At 59.8% G+C, this 14358-nt stretch carries 14 protein-coding genes and 1 pseudogene; 12 read left to right on the forward strand and 3 right to left on the reverse strand.

Features of this window, described 5'->3' with window-relative positions; translation table 11 throughout:
- Nucleotides 1-13 precede the first annotated feature (13 nt).
- Nucleotides 14-373 carry a cupin domain-containing protein gene (locus HDC32_RS29955; protein ID WP_256663577.1) on the forward strand — a complete coding sequence of 120 codons (360 nt, stop codon included), beginning with the start codon at nucleotides 14-16 and terminating at the stop codon, nucleotides 371-373.
- 34 nt (nucleotides 374-407) lie between these two features.
- Here HDC32_RS29955 and HDC32_RS29960 read toward each other — a convergent pair whose 3' ends face one another.
- Both HDC32_RS29960 and HDC32_RS29965 read right to left on the reverse strand, forming a co-directional pair.
- Nucleotides 408-1691 (reverse strand): glycosyltransferase, encoded by a 1284-nt coding sequence (locus HDC32_RS29960; protein ID WP_145337970.1) that lies wholly within the window; start codon nucleotides 1689-1691, stop codon nucleotides 408-410.
- A 96-nt stretch (nucleotides 1692-1787) separates the two neighbouring features.
- Complete coding sequence (locus HDC32_RS29965; RefSeq protein WP_145337969.1) at nucleotides 1788-2720, reverse strand: GntR family transcriptional regulator; 933 nt, start codon at nucleotides 2718-2720, stop codon at nucleotides 1788-1790.
- Nucleotides 2721-2995: 275 nt separating this feature from the next.
- On the opposite strand from HDC32_RS29965, the gene HDC32_RS29970 reads away from it, so the two are divergent.
- From HDC32_RS29970 to HDC32_RS30020, 11 genes are all read left to right on the forward strand, one after another.
- The gene (locus HDC32_RS29970) at nucleotides 2996-3970 is read left to right on the forward strand and encodes a spermidine/putrescine ABC transporter substrate-binding protein (protein WP_256663576.1); all 975 of its coding nucleotides are present in this window, start codon (nucleotides 2996-2998) and stop codon (nucleotides 3968-3970) included.
- A gap of 97 nt (nucleotides 3971-4067) precedes the next feature.
- Nucleotides 4068-4928 (forward strand): ABC transporter permease, encoded by an 861-nt coding sequence (locus HDC32_RS29975; protein WP_145337965.1) that lies wholly within the window; start codon nucleotides 4068-4070, stop codon nucleotides 4926-4928.
- On the forward strand, nucleotides 4925-5731 hold the full coding sequence (locus HDC32_RS29980; protein WP_184746460.1) for an ABC transporter permease: 807 nt from the start codon (nucleotides 4925-4927) through the stop codon (nucleotides 5729-5731). The genes HDC32_RS29975 and HDC32_RS29980 overlap by 4 nt, the downstream gene beginning before the upstream one ends.
- Nucleotides 5724-6803, forward strand: a complete 1080-nt coding sequence (locus HDC32_RS29985; RefSeq protein WP_145337961.1) for an ABC transporter ATP-binding protein — start codon at nucleotides 5724-5726, stop codon at nucleotides 6801-6803. Before HDC32_RS29980 ends, HDC32_RS29985 begins: the two co-directional genes overlap by 8 nt.
- Before the next feature lie 32 nt (nucleotides 6804-6835).
- The gene (locus tag HDC32_RS29990) at nucleotides 6836-8119 is read left to right on the forward strand and encodes a glycosyltransferase (protein WP_145337959.1); all 1284 of its coding nucleotides are present in this window, start codon (nucleotides 6836-6838) and stop codon (nucleotides 8117-8119) included.
- Nucleotides 8112-8480, forward strand: a complete 369-nt coding sequence (locus HDC32_RS29995; protein ID WP_145337957.1) for a cupin domain-containing protein — start codon at nucleotides 8112-8114, stop codon at nucleotides 8478-8480. Before HDC32_RS29990 ends, HDC32_RS29995 begins: the two co-directional genes overlap by 8 nt.
- A 25-nt stretch (nucleotides 8481-8505) precedes the next feature.
- The gene (locus HDC32_RS30000) at nucleotides 8506-8850 is read left to right on the forward strand and encodes a cupin domain-containing protein (RefSeq protein WP_145337956.1); all 345 of its coding nucleotides are present in this window, start codon (nucleotides 8506-8508) and stop codon (nucleotides 8848-8850) included.
- Between the two features lie 5 nt (nucleotides 8851-8855).
- A complete protein-coding gene (locus tag HDC32_RS30005; RefSeq protein WP_145337954.1) occupies nucleotides 8856-9923 on the forward strand; it encodes an aminoglycoside phosphotransferase family protein in 1068 nt (355 codons plus the stop codon).
- Nucleotides 9910-11418 (forward strand): aldehyde dehydrogenase, encoded by a 1509-nt coding sequence (locus HDC32_RS30010; RefSeq protein WP_145337952.1) that lies wholly within the window; start codon nucleotides 9910-9912, stop codon nucleotides 11416-11418. The genes HDC32_RS30005 and HDC32_RS30010 overlap by 14 nt, the downstream gene beginning before the upstream one ends.
- Nucleotides 11419-11443: 25 nt before the next feature.
- A complete protein-coding gene (locus tag HDC32_RS30015; RefSeq protein ID WP_256663575.1) occupies nucleotides 11444-12409 on the forward strand; it encodes an NTP transferase domain-containing protein in 966 nt (321 codons plus the stop codon).
- The gene (locus tag HDC32_RS30020) at nucleotides 12402-13880 is read left to right on the forward strand and encodes an aldehyde dehydrogenase family protein (protein WP_145337950.1); all 1479 of its coding nucleotides are present in this window, start codon (nucleotides 12402-12404) and stop codon (nucleotides 13878-13880) included. Before HDC32_RS30015 ends, HDC32_RS30020 begins: the two co-directional genes overlap by 8 nt.
- Before the next feature lie 82 nt (nucleotides 13881-13962).
- On the opposite strand, the pseudogene HDC32_RS32175 reads toward HDC32_RS30020, so the two are convergent.
- Nucleotides 13963-14240 (reverse strand): annotated as a pseudogene (locus HDC32_RS32175) (JAB domain-containing protein); the annotation flags it as partial.
- Nucleotides 14241-14358 lie beyond the last annotated feature (118 nt).

Raw genomic sequence — 14358 nt, forward strand, 5'->3', positions numbered from 1 at the left:
AGTGAGAATGACCATGAGTAAACCTGATCACATCATCGATTTTGCCAACCCCGATATGCCCGTCGTCGAGTTGGAAACCAGTGACCCCGAAGCGGTCGACACCCCGTATCGCAGTCGTAGCTGGCGGCACTTTGTGGCGCCGGAGAAAAAAGCGGTCGCAGGAATCTGGGAGGCACCGGAGCACCTCGAGCGATGTGAATGCGACTACGACGAACTCTGTCATTTGCTCGAAGGACACGTTCGTCTGACCGACAGCAATGGTGTCAGCCAGGAGTTCAAGGCCGGCGCCACGTTTGTGGTCGCCGCCGGCTTCAAAGGCACTTGGGAAAACCTGACGCGGGTGCGCAAGGTGTTCATGATCCTCAGGGGTTGAGGGTGAGCGGCAGAGATCAAATGCGTTGAAACCGCTAGGCGTCAGGTAGCGCCATGATTGCTCGCGCAGCAATGTCCGTGCCACGAGTCGCCTGCATATTCTTGCTGAACGTTTCGAGGCGCTGTTTCATCGACTGATCGGCCAGCAGTTGTTCGAGGGCGGCGGGTAGCGCGGACAGTGGCTCGGCAAAACGCGGCAAGTAGCGGCCGACGCCGACTTCCTCGGCGCGTGCGGCATTGTCGTGACCGTCCCAGCAGTAAGGAATGATCAGTGACGGCAAGCCGAAGTACAGCGCTTCGCAGAAACTGTTGTTACCACCGTGGTGGATGAACAACTGGCACTCCTTGAGCACGGCCGGCTGTGGAAACCAGCTGTCCAGATACACGTTGTCCGGGACTGTGGTGTACATCTCCCGATAGGCGCCAACGTTGATGAGAAAGCGATAGGGCAAGGTTTCGATGGTCCCGATCAGGCGCTTCATCATGTCGGTGTCGGCGGCACCGAGGCTGCCGAAGCTGATGTAGATCAGCGGCGCGTCGTTGTGTCGTGGGAAGTCGGGAACGATGTAAGGCGCCTCGCGGCGTACGCAACCGTCGAGGTACACATAGCGCTGTGGGTTCAGCGGTGACTGGCGTTCATAACGCACCGGCGTCGGCGACAGCAACAGGTTGAGCCACGGTGAATCGTTGAGGAACTGGCCGGGTGGGCAGGGCGCCGTGCCGTTGCTCGCGAGAAACTGCGAAAAGCGTTCATGGGCCGGCGCGACGGATTTGCGGTAATGCTCGGTAAAACGTTCGCGGGCATCCGCGTCGCTGGCCAGGCAGCCTGACAAATACGGCGGCACGGCGGCATCCGGCAGTTCGGTTTCAGCGCAGGAAACCATCCGCACCCACGGGCATCCCGCGTTGGCGATGGCGGGGAACATGACCACGTTGTCGAGGACGATGACGTCCGGTTTAAGGCGCCCGAGCAACTGTTGCAGCGGTTTTTCCGCTTCAATCGCGGTATCTATAATGGCTTTCCAGGCTGGCGCTACATAGCTGTCGATCTGTGCCAGCGGAGTCTGGTCGAAGTAGGGAATGTTGCGCTCAATAAAACGTTCCCAGTAATGCTGGTGTTCCGCTGCCGACAATGGACGGGCTTGTGGAATCGGGTACTCGTCGAAGCCATATTCGGCGAAGAGTCCCTGAAAATGTTCGTGGCAGATAAAGACCGGTTTTGCTCCCAGCTCACGCAGCGATTGTGCAATGCCAATACAGTTCAAGGCCGCGCCGAAACTGGCTTCCGGAAACAATGCGATCAGTTTTTGTGTGTGCATGGCGAGGACGTCCGAGGCGGGTACAGCCCGCCGTGCCTGAAGATGACGTGATGCTGTCTTATTTTATAAAAAAAATCATCATGTTTTTTGAGCTGTTCAGCGAAGCCCGAACAACTGGCCCTGCGGGATGCCGCGGTTGGCAGTTTGCGGGCGCTGGGCGGCACTCAGGCGCAGGTGCAGTCGCAGCAGGTCGGCGGCGATCTCCAGCTGTCCGCGTTCGATGTGCGCAATGATTTGCAGATGTTCGCGCAGGGCTTCCTGGAGGCGGTGCACGCTGACGGTCGGCAGCAGGTTCGGCAGGCGTCGAAGGCTCTGATGCTGGAGCAGGGCGTCACCGATAAAACGATTGCCGCAGCTCTGGCCAATCAGTTCATGGAAGCTTATGTCCAGCTCGCGAAATTGCTGAATGTCGAAATTTTCTACCGGGCTTGAGAGAAGGGTTTGCATGGCGCTACGCAGCAGCGCCAGGCGTTGCGGGTCGGCATTGAAATGCGGGCTGAGCAGAGCTTCCGGCTCCAGAATCAGGCGGAATTTGAGGCTTTCTTCGAGGGCGGCGAGGCTGTTCAGTGAGGGGCGGAACAGCCAGGACTGGCCGGGGCCGCGCTCGATGGCCTGGCTTTCACTCAGTTGTTGCAGGGCTTTTTGAGCGGCCGGCCGGCCGATGTCGTAACGGCGCATCAATTCGCTGATGCTGATGCTGTCCCCGAGGCGTCCGGCCATGCGGTCGCGCAGCACCGAGGTCGCCAGCTCTTCTTCCTCGGCTTGTGGCAATGCTGCATTGAACGCCTGGCCAGTTGGCGGTGCGATCAGTCGATAGCCTTTGCCGGCCTCATGACTCAGCAGGTTCTCTTCCAGCAGCACTTTAAGTGCGCCACGAATCAGTGTGCGTGACACCTGGAATGTTCGCGCCAGCGCTTGCTCGGCCACTGGATCGCCGGCCACCAGTCCGGTTTCCTGGGTGTGCTCCAGAATCCGGCGGGCGAGTTCCAGGTGATTGGTGCGAGGTTTTTTCTCGGGTGTTGTGCTCAAGCGTCTGATCTCTTTTGGTCGCATCGACTCCGGTGCTCATCTTATGCCATGCATCGCAAAAACGGTCAGGCGCAAAAAAACGTTGACATCCAATCATGCTGGTCCTAATTTCTAAAAAAAAACACAAGCAATCGTTTCTCTTTACGCCGTACTGCCTTCGAACACAAAAAATAATCAATCGTCGGGTGAGTATTATGAGAAAGCTGAAAGGCCTTATGTGTCTGGGATTGAGCGTCTCCCTGGCGATCGCTTCACAGGCTGCAAGTGCAAAAGACATGGTGATTTCGATCTGGGACGGCTACATTGCCCCGGATGCGCTGGACAAGTTCAAAGCGGCCAGCGGCGTTGACGTCGACAAGGCGTTGCACGCGACCAACGAAGAAATCATGGGCAAGCTGATGGCGTCTGGCGGTGAAGGCTATGACGTTGTGTTCGTCTCCTCTCCCTTCGCCGAAGTCCTGCACAAGCAAGGTCTGCTGGCAGACATCGTCCCCGTCAAAGTCCCCAATCTAAAAAACCTTTATCCCGAAGCCACCCAGCTGGAATATGACCCGGGCAACCATTTCTCGGTGCCGTACACCTGGGGCACGACCGGGATTTGCTACCGCTCCGACAAGGTCACACCGGCGCCGATGAGCTGGAACGAACTGCTCAACCCTAGCGATGCGCTCAAAGGCAAAGTGACGATGCTCGCCACCGACCGCTGGATGCTCGGCGCCGGGTTTCTGGCCAAGGGCTGGTCAGTCAACGACAACGATCCCGAACAGATCGCGGCCGTGCGCGATCAGTTGATCGCCACCAAGAAACGCATCCTCGCGTTCGACGACACCACCTTCTACTCCAAGCTCGCTTCCGGCGAATCGCTGATGGCGCATGCCTGGGATGGCTGGTGCAACTACGGCACCCAAGCCAATGCGGCCATCAAGTTTGTCGTGCCCAAGGAAGGTTCCGACCTTTGGGTGGACACCATGGTTGTACTGAAAAGCTCGAAGCATCAGGAGGAGGCGTTCAAGTTCGTCAACTTCATGCTCGCCAGGGAAAACCACGTTTGGGTGGCTGAAAACATCCTCTACAAAATCCCCAACCAGGCCGCAATGGCTGGTTTGTCCCCTGACCTGCTCAAGCAATACCCCAACTTGACGATCGCCCCGAGCGAGCTGTTGAAGATGGAACAGTTGCGCGATCTGGGTGGCACTACGCAAAAGGCCTACACCCGGGCCGTCACCGAAATCATGGCGGCACAGAACTAAGCCTCACAAAACGTAAGCCGCATCGATTCGAGGCATGCCCCGCATGCCTCGCCACGCTCGCAAGCCGCCTCCGTTCCGGGGCGGGAGGATATGGGTAATGAGTGCTTTGCATGCTGACAGGCGTCTGTCGGCCTGGCTTCTTGCGCCCGGCTTTGGCTGGCTGCTGACCTTTTTGGTGATCCCGTGCCTGCTGGTGCTTGTCTACAGCTTCGTCGAGCGCGGTGCTTATGGCGGTATCGACTGGCTGTTTACCTGGGAAAACTACCAGCGCGCGTTCGATCCGCTGTACCTGGGCATCTTGCTCAAATCGGCCAAGATCGCCGGTCTGGCGACGGTGTTTGCGGTGCTGATCGGCTACCCGGCCGCCTACGCCATTGCTCGTGCTCCGCGGCGCCGGCAAGCGGTGTTCCTGTTTCTGGTGATGCTGCCGTTCTGGAGCAACTACCTGATCCGCACCTATGCCTGGATCGTCCTGCTTAACCGCGAAGGCTTGATCAACCGGATGCTGCAGATGTTCGGCTACAGCGGCGAACCGATCAGCTTGCTGTACACCGAAGCGTCGGTGGTGCTGGGGCTGGTCTACAACTACATCCCGTTTGTGATCCTGGCGATTTTCTCTTCGCTGTCACGGATCAACAACGAGCTCTGGGATGCGTCGAAAGACCTTGGTGCCTCGGGCTGGATGACTTTTCGGCGGATCATCCTGCCGCTGAGCGTGCCCGGTGTTGCGGCCGGCGCCGTGTTTGTCTTCGTCTTGAGCATCGGCAACTTCATTACGGCCGACCTGTTGGGCGGCAAGCAGGTGCAGATGGTCGGCAACCTGATTTACTCGCAATTCCTCACGGCGCGGGACTGGCCGTTCGGCGCGGCGCTGAGCTTCTTCCTGATCGCGATCATGCTGGTTCTGTTGTTCATTCAGGCATTGGTAGCTCGTCGTGCAGAAGGGGGCCGCGCATGAGTCAGTCACGTTCGGTTGGCGGCACGGTGCTCAGCACGCACCTGGGTTTGGTTTACGCCTTCCTTTATGTGCCGATCCTGGTGTTGATCCTGCTGTCGTTCAACAAGTCAGGATTACCCACTGCGTGGGGCGGCGTTTCACTTAAGTGGTACGTGGCGCTGGCGCATAACTCGGCCATTTTGTCGGCGGCCCTCAACACCTTGATCGTCGCGCTGTCGGCGACCTTCATTGCCTGCGTACTCGGGACTTTCCTGGCGCTGGGCATTGAGTTGCGCCGCAAGGGCAATGACAAGGGGCTGGTGGTCGACACCTTGTTGATGGCGCCGATGATCATTCCCGACATCGTCCTGGCGATTGCGCTGCTGAGCTTTTTCAACCTGCTCAAGGTTGGGCTGGGCCTGCACTCGATCATCATCAGCCACGCCGTGTTCAACATCGCTTTCGTTTGCGCAGTGGTGCGCACGCGGCTCAAGCACTTCGACTATTCGATTCTCGAGGCCTCGATCGACCTGGGTGCGAGCTGGTTCACCACCTTTCGCCGAGTGCTGCTGCCGGCGATTTTCCCCGGCGTGCTGGCGGGTGGATTGCTCTCGTTCACGTTGTCGGTGGACGAATTCATCATCGCCTTTTTCAACTCCGGTTCCGGCCAGGCTTCCACCACGTTGCCGATGCAGATCTACGCCATGATCCGTTTTGGCGTCACCCCGGAAATCAACGCTCTGGCGACGCTGGTGATGCTGGTCAGCATCACCGCGCTGCTGGCTTCGCAGCGTCTCAACAAGGCTCCTCGCACCCATGAATAATTCATCTGCGGTACTGATCCTGGACAAGGTCAGCAAGTCTTATGGCAACGGTCTGGCGGTCGATGAGGTGTCGCTGAACATCCGCGAGAATGAGTTCTTTGCGCTTCTGGGTCCATCCGGCTGCGGCAAGACCACGCTGTTGCGCATGCTCGCCGGCTTCGAAACACCCAGCGCCGGCTGCATTTACCTGGATGGCCAGGACATCTCGCCGCTGCCGGCCAACAAGCGTCCGTTGAACCTGATGTTCCAGTCCTATGCGCTGTTTCCCAACATGACCGTGCGCAAGAACATCGCCTACGGGCTGGAGATGGAGCGTCTGCCTGAGTCGGAAATCCGTCGTCGGGTTGATGAAGTGCTGAGCACCGCGCAGCTCGGTGAGCTGGCGGATCGCAAACCGGATCAGCTCTCCGGTGGTCAACGTCAGCGTGTCGCACTGGCGCGGGCACTGGTTAAACGGCCGCGGGTGTTGCTGCTCGATGAGCCGTTGGGCGCGCTCGACAAAAAGCTTCGGGAAAAAATGCAGCTCGAACTCAAACGCCTGCAACTCGAGAGCGGCATCACTTTCATCATCGTCACCCACGATCAGGAAGAAGCGTTGGTGATGTCGGATCGCATGGCCGTACTCGACGGCGGCAAGGTCTGCCAGTGCGGCAGCCCGACCGAACTCTACGAAAATCCCAACAGTCGGTTTGTCGCCAACTTTATCGGCGTGAGCAACCTGTTTGAAGGTGTGCGTTCGGGCGAGCGCACGGTGCGCGTCAACGGCCAGGAGCTGGCGGTCGAGACCGATGCGCCGTTGATTCCGGGGCAAAAGGTTGCCGTCGTCGTTCGCCCGGAACGTTTACAGGTGCTGGCGGAGGAGGGCGACGACTGTGCCAATCGGGTGATCGGCAATATCGTCGAAATCGCCTATCACGGCCTCGACACCAACGTGCATGTGCAAACAGCGCTCAGCGACAAGGCCTTGATCGTCCGGGTGCCGTCCTCGCAATTCGAATTTGCTCATTTTGCTATCGGTATGAGCGTCCGGCTCGGCTGGCAGGCTCGCCACGCCCGTGTTCTGACGCGCTGAACAATAAAAAGACCAGGCAGGAGTACCCCTCGATGAAACAGAAAGTGATCGCCTTCTTTCCGGAAGCCGCTTATGGCCCGGCGCTGAACTCAGTCGGTATCGCCCAGGCGTGTGAAGCCCTCGGCCACAAAGCAGTATTCCTCACCGACCCCGGCATGAGTGGCGTGTATGCCGGGTATGGTTTCGAAGAACACATGGTCAACATGTCGGCGCCCATGCCGGCCGAAGAAATGGCCCGTTACTGGGTCGATTTCATCAACGGCCACATTCCCAACTTCCGCAAATCGCCACTCGATCAAATCGACAACTACGTAAAGGAATGCTGGGCCGCCATCGTCGATACCGCGAAGTGGGCGCAAAAGGATTTGCCGGCGGTGCTGGACAAGGTCAAACCGGACCTGATTTGCGTCGACAACGTGATCCTGTTCCCGGCGATCAAGCAATACGGCAAGCCTTGGGTGCGGATCATTTCCTGCTCGGAAAACGAAATCGAAGACCCGGATATCCCGCCGCACCTGTCAGGCATGAGCATCGACGACAAGGCCGGTCACGCACAGTTTCGGCAGCGTTTTGAAGACGTGATCGGGCCGATCCACGAAGACTTCAACCAATTCCTGCAAGCCCATGGCGAGCAGCCGTATCCGCTTGGCACGTTCTTCGAAGCCTCGCCTTGCATGAACCTGTTGCTGTACCCGGACGCGGTCAAGTTCGAGCGCCGTCATCCGTTGCCGGCCGAGCGCTTTCACTACCTGCAAGGGTGCGTGCGTCACGATACGACGTACGAGATTCCCGAGTTCCGCGCCAACAACGACAAGCCATTGCTCTACGTCAGTTTTGGCAGCCTCGGTTCCGGCGATGTCGATTTGCTCAAACGCCTGATTGCTACGGTAGGCACGTTGCCTTACCGCGCGCTGTTCAATGTCGGTGAGCACCTCGATGAATACCCGGACCTGCCGGACAACGTGCTGATCTCCAACTGGTTCCCGCAGCCGTCGGTGATTGCCCAGGTCGATGCGGTGATCCACCACGGCGGCAACAACAGCTTTACCGAGTGCCTGTTCTTCGGCAAACCGGCGATTGTCATGTCGTACGTCTGGGACGGTCACGACAACGCCATGCGCGCCGAAGAAAGCGGTCACGGTTTCAAGCTCGATCGCTACGACTGGAGCGAAGCGCAGTTGGCGGAAAAACTCGCCGCCTGCCTCAACGACGAGGCGATGCGCCAACGTTTGCGGCACACCAGCATGCAAATGCAATCACGCAAAGGGCCAGCGGACGCGGCCGCCATTCTCGACAAGGTGCTTAACAATGCCTGAGCAAAACACCGCGGCGGGTTTTACGCCGTACCTCGAAGCCGTCAGCAGTCGCACCGATCTAGTGGACTGGGGCGTGCAGAGTGAAGCCGTCGAAGGCGTCTCGCACTCCAGCGGCCGACTGTTGTTCAAAGGCCCGAATAACAGTCCTGAAACCGGACTTTGGGTCTGCACGCCCGGTCGCTGGCGGCTGTCGATTCCCCGCGACGAGCTGTGCCATTTCATCGCAGGCAATGCTACTTACCGCAATGACGACGGTGAAGTGATCGAAGTTCGTCCCAACACACTGGTGTTGTTCCCGGCTGGCTGGACCGGGGAATGCCACGTCCGGGAAACCCTGCGCAACGTTTACATGCTGGCTTGAACCTGAATTTTTTTGGAGAGCAACAATGACTACCCCGTTTCTGTACGACCCGCTGAGCATCACCGACGTCAAGGATTGGGGCGTGATCCCGACCATGCTTGAAGGTCAATCCCATGTCTCCGGCGTGGTGCTGCACAAAGGCCCCGAAGGCCAGTCCGAGTGCGGTGTGTGGATCTGCACGCCGGGTAAATGGTTTTGCCATGTCACCAGCGACGAGTTCTGCCATTTCCTCGAAGGCCGCTGCACGTACGTCCATGAGTCCGGCGAAGTGATCGAGATCAAACCCGACACGGCTGCCTTTTTCTGCAAGGACTGGAAAGGCATATGCACCGTCCATGAGACGGTGAAAAAGGTCTATATGATCCGGTGAATGCCATGACTGATACACGTGCGTTTTCGCCGACTCGTGAGGACCAGCGCGCAGCCTTTCTGGCGGGTGCCGGCTTCGCCGAGGCGCAGCTGGTTGCGTTGCCGGCGGATGCCTCGACCCGGCGCTATTTTCGTTTAAGCGGTGAAGGTTTGCTGCTGATGGACTCGCCACCGCGCAGCGAGCCGATCGGTCCGTTTGTGCAGGTTGCCCGTCACTTGCACGGGCTGGGGCTTTCCGCGCCGGCCCTGGTGCAGGTTGACGAAGAGGCGGGTTTGGCGCTGATCGAAGATTTCGGTCACGACACCTACACCCGGTTGTTGGCGGCGGGGCATCCGGAAGCGGCGCTGTATCGCTTGGCTGTCGATGCGCTGGTGGCGCTGCATCGCGCGCCACCGGCGGCAGAAATGGCGCCCTACGATGCCCGGCAACTGAGTGACGAGTGTGCGCTGCTGATCGACTGGTATATCCCGCTGTTGATTGGCAAGGACGCGGCGCTGGACCTGCGCGAGTCGTTTCTGACGCTGTTCGCCGAGGCTTGCGGCGATGTCGCGCAACGTCGCGAAGCCTTGGTGTTGCGCGACTTTCACGTCGACAACCTGATGCTGCTGGAAGGCCGCGAAGGCGTTGCGGCCTGCGGACTGCTGGATTTTCAGGACGCACTGATCGGTGCGGCGGCGTACGACTTGATGTCGTTGCTCGAAGACGCTCGCCGCGACGTGCCCGAAGCATTGCGCGTGACGCTGCTGACGCACTACCTGATGCAGCGTCCGGAGCTCAATGCGCCGCGTTTTCTCGAGGATTACCGGCGGCTGGCCGCCCAGCGTCACGCCAAGGTGCTGGGGATTTTTGTGCGCCTGGCAGGCCGCGACGGCAAGCACGGTTACCTGGCGCATCTGCCACGCACCCTCGGTTTGTTTGTTCGAGCGCTGGACGCTGAGGCCTTTGCTCCGCTGCGCGATTGGCTCAACCGGCACGTACCGGGTTGGCGCGAGGATCTATCGCCCGCGACCTTGGCGACGTTGCGCGAAACCCCTTATCGATTGGTTCAAGGATCATCCCATGGCCACGTTTAACACTGACACTGCCCTGCGTTTCATCAATTCGGAGTACCTGCTCCTGACGAATGCCCGCACCCGCGAAGTGCTTGACCCGGCGACGCTGCAACCTGTCGGGCAGGTAGGCCTATGCGGCGAAGCCGACGTGCAAGCCGCCGTCGATGCCGCCACCACCGCGCAAAAACAATGGCGGTTGATCGACGCCAAAAGCCGTGCCGCGCGCTTGCATCAGTTGGCCAATGCCATCGAACAGAACGTCGCCTGCAACCGCGAAGTCGCGCGGTTGATGACCCTGGAAATGGGCAAGCCGTTTCCCGAATCCATGGGTGAATTGGCGAACTGCGCGCCGATCTTTCGCTACTACGCGGAAATGGCGCGGGACGATGCGGGCAAGGTCGCCGGCACCACGCAGATCGGCTCGTTCCAGCATGTGCGTTATGAGCCGTATGGCGTCAGCGTGCACATCATGCCGTTCAACTTTCCGATCCTGTTGATGTGCTGGACGGTCGCTGCATCGCTGGCGGCGGGCAACGCCTGCATCGTCAAACCGGCGGAAGCCACAACCCTTTGCACGCTCAAGTTCATGGAGCATTTCACCTCGCTGTTGCCGGGTCTGGTGTCTTGCGTGCCGGGCGATGCGCTGACTGCGCAGTTGCTGGTGAAGTCGAGCGGGACTCACGCCGTGGCTTTTACCGGCAGCGTCGCGGCGGGCAAAGCCGTGGCGGTGGCGTGTGCAAAACAAATGAAACCGTGCGTGATCGAGGCCGGTGGCAGCGACCCGCTGATCATCTCAAAACACGCACCACTGGACGTCGCGGCGGCAGGAGCGGTGACCGCTGCATTCCACCTGAGCGGGCAGATTTGCACCTCGGCAGAACGCTTCTATGTGGTCGATGAGGTCCACGATGAGTTCGTCGAGCAGTTCGCCGAACGTACCCGCGCCTTGCGCATTGGCCATGGTCTGGAGCGTACGGAAATCGGGCCGATGGTCAGCGAAGCCGCACGCAATAAAGTCATGCGCCTGGTCGACGACGCCGTGGCCAAGGGCGCGACGCTGGTATGCGGCGGGCGGATTCCGCCACAGCACACGGTGGGCTGGTTCTACGAACCGACCATTCTCACCGGCGTGACCCGCGACATGGCGATCCTCCAGGAAGAGTGCTTCGGCCCCGTCGCGGCGATTTGCCGTGTCAGCGATTTCGACGAAGCGGTGCGTCTGGCCAATGACTCGCCGTTCGGTCTCGGCGCATCGCTGTTCACCACCGATCTTGCCGAAGCCATGGAAGCCGCCGAGCGTCTCGAAGCCGGGATGGTCTGGGTCAACAACCCACTGATCGACAACGACGCGCTGCCGTTTGGTGGCTGGAAGATGTCAGGCCTGGGACGCGAACTCGGGCGTCAGGGCCTTGAAGCGTTCCGTCGCTCGAAAATGGTCATCATCGATCACCAGCCGAAGATCCAGGACTGGTGGTATCCGTATGCCGACGACGTGTTTTATCGCGATCAGGTTTAACGCCGCGGTACTTGGGAGGATCGCAATGAGCGACAACATTTCCTGGTCAACCCTGGCGGTGATTCTCGCGGCCGGGCAGGGCACTCGCATGCGTTCGCAGTTGCCGAAAGTCATGCACCCGGTGGGTAATCGACCGCTGCTCGGCCATGTGCTGGCGGCGGTCGAGGCCGCGGGCATTGAGCAAGTGGCGGTGGTGCTGGGGGCTGGCAGTCGACCGGTTAACGATTACTTGCAACGGGTTGCGCCCACGGCACAACTGTTTACCCAGCACGAACAATTGGGTACGGCGCACGCATTGCTCGCCGCCCGCGCCGCGTTACAGGCCCATGAGCAGGGCTGCGTGCTGGTGCTGTTTGGCGATTCACCATTGATCAGTCCGCAGACATTGTTGCAGCTGCGTCAGACGCTGATCGACGGTGCGGCGGTTGCGGTTGCAGGGTTTCACACTGAAAGCCCCGGGCCTTATGGGCGACTGCTAGTGGAGGACGGCCGCTTGCTGGCAATCCGCGAAGCCAAGGACGCCAGCCCGCAAGAGTTGGACGTCGGCTTCTGCAATGGCGGTGTCATGGGCTTGCGTGCCGACACCTGTCTCTGGTTGCTGGAACGCATCGGCAACCAAAACGCGCAAGGCGAGTACTACCTCACCGACGCGGTGGCCGTGGCCAACAGCGCCGGGCTGCAAGTGACGGCGGTGGAGGTAGGTGAAGACGACGTGCTCGGGGTGAATGATCGCGAGCAATTGCATGCGGCCGAACAGCTTTTCCAACAGCGTCGACGCCAAGCGGTCATGCAATCGGGCGTCAGCCTGATGGCGGCGGACACGGTGTTCTTCAGTGCCGATACACAGCTGGCCAGGGACGTGTGCATCGAACCTTGCGTGGTATTTGGACCAGGGGTGAGCGTGGGCAGCGGGGTGCGGGTGGATGCGTTCAGTCGTCTGGAAAATATTCGGCTGGAGCCGGCGATGAAAGAAGGAGTGTGCCATGCGTGATTATCAACGGCTGTACATCGGCGGCGAATGGATCGCGCCGGTACAGCGTGGGGTTTTCGAGACCGTTGACCCGAGCGATGAATCGGTTCTGGCGCAGGTCGCCGCCGCCACGTCGGACGATATCGACCTGGCTGTCGGCGCCGCACGCAAGGCATTCGACGAAGGTGACTGGCCGCGCTGGACAGGCGCGCAGCGTGCACACGTACTGCGGCGAATCGCCGATGGTATCCGGGCACGTCAGGACGAATTGGCCGCCATCGAAGTACGCGACAACGGCAAGCCGCTGCCGGAAGCGCTGTGGGACATTGCTGACACGGCCGGTTGTTTCGACTTCTATGCCGGCCTCGCCGAAGGTTCGGACAAACACAGCGAGCAGGCGATCAGCGTGCCGGATGAACGCTTCAGTTCCTCGGTGATCAAGGAGCCGGTGGGTGTGGTCGCGGCGATCATTCCGTGGAATTTCCCGATGCTGATGGCGTCGTGGAAAGTCGCTCCAGCACTGGCGGCTGGCTGCACCGTGGTGCTCAAACCGTCGGAACTCACACCGCTGACCGCCCTTGAACTGGCGGGCATTGCCGATCAGGCAGGCTTGCCGGCGGGGGTATTGAATGTCGTCACCGGGCTGGGGCGAGAGGCTGGCGCACCGCTGGCCGAACATCCGGACGTGGACAAGATTGCCTTCACCGGCAGCGTCCCGACCGGGCGCAAGATCATGCAAGCGGCAGCGGCCGAGATCAAAAACATCAGTCTGGAGCTGGGCGGTAAATCGCCCTTCGTGATCTTCGCTGACAGTGATCTCGACGCCGCGGTGGAATGGATTCTGTTCGGGATTTTCTGGAATCAGGGCCAGGTCTGTTCGGCCACTTCGCGCGTAATGGTGGAGCGCGCGTTATACCCGGCGCTGCTGGAGGGTTTGATCGCTGCCACCGAGCAGATCCAGATCGGCCAAGGCTTTACTGACGGTGTGAAACTTGGGCCGCTGGTGAGCCAAGGGCAACGGGACAAAGTCCTTGAAGCGATTGCGGCCGGTCAGCAAGAGGGCGCGCGACTGGTGTCGGGCGGCACACGTCCGGCCCATCTGCAGAAGGGTTATTACCTGACCCCGGCGATTTTCGCCGATGTGCCGGAACAGAGTTCGGTGTGGCGCGAGGAGATTTTCGGCCCGGTGGTGTGTCTGCGTGCATTCGATACGGAAGCCGAAGCGATTCGCCTGGCCAATGACTCGCCCTTCGGCCTGGCAGCGGCTGTCATGTCGCGTGATATTCCACGCTGCGAACGGGTTGCCCGACGCTTTCGCGCCGGAATCGTCTGGGTCAACTGCTCGCAACCGACCTTCGTGGAAGCGCCTTGGGGCGGCTACAAGCAGAGCGGTATTGGCCGTGAACTGGGTGAGTGGGGCTACAACAACTACCTCGAAACCAAGCAAATCACCCAATACAACGGTGGGGCCTGGGGCTGGTATTTGAGCTGAGCCAACTGTTAACTCCACGCCCTGTAGCAGCTGGCGAAGCCAGCGTTCGGCTGCCACAGGTGCGTGTTTGAGTGAGTTTTCGGGCACCGTCCAGTGTGCATCTGAATAGTCCCTGAAACCAATCCCCCGGTGGTTGGTGTCGAGCAACAGCAAAGCAAAGACTTCGTGCTCGTGGTACTGCAGCAGTGTTTGTAAGTGGCTGAAGACGTGCTTAGGCTCAGTCAATGCCAGGCCTTTCGACAAACGACTCATCGCGAGTTGTTGAGCCATCTGCAGGATGTCAGCTTCGGTGATTGGTGATTCCAAGACAGAAGTACCGGTCGTTTCACCGGCTATGAGCTTGTGATTGTTGGCGCCGATGCCGAATTGATCCAGTTACCGAGATGAATCGCCCCGGGTTTCGTAGACACCTCCATGCCTTAAACTGAGGCCAATCAGGAGGTGCCATGAGCAACCCACGTTATCCCGAAGAGTTCAA

The organism is Pseudomonas sp. JAI120, assembly GCF_014207255.1.
GTDB lineage: Bacteria > Pseudomonadota > Gammaproteobacteria > Pseudomonadales > Pseudomonadaceae > Aquipseudomonas.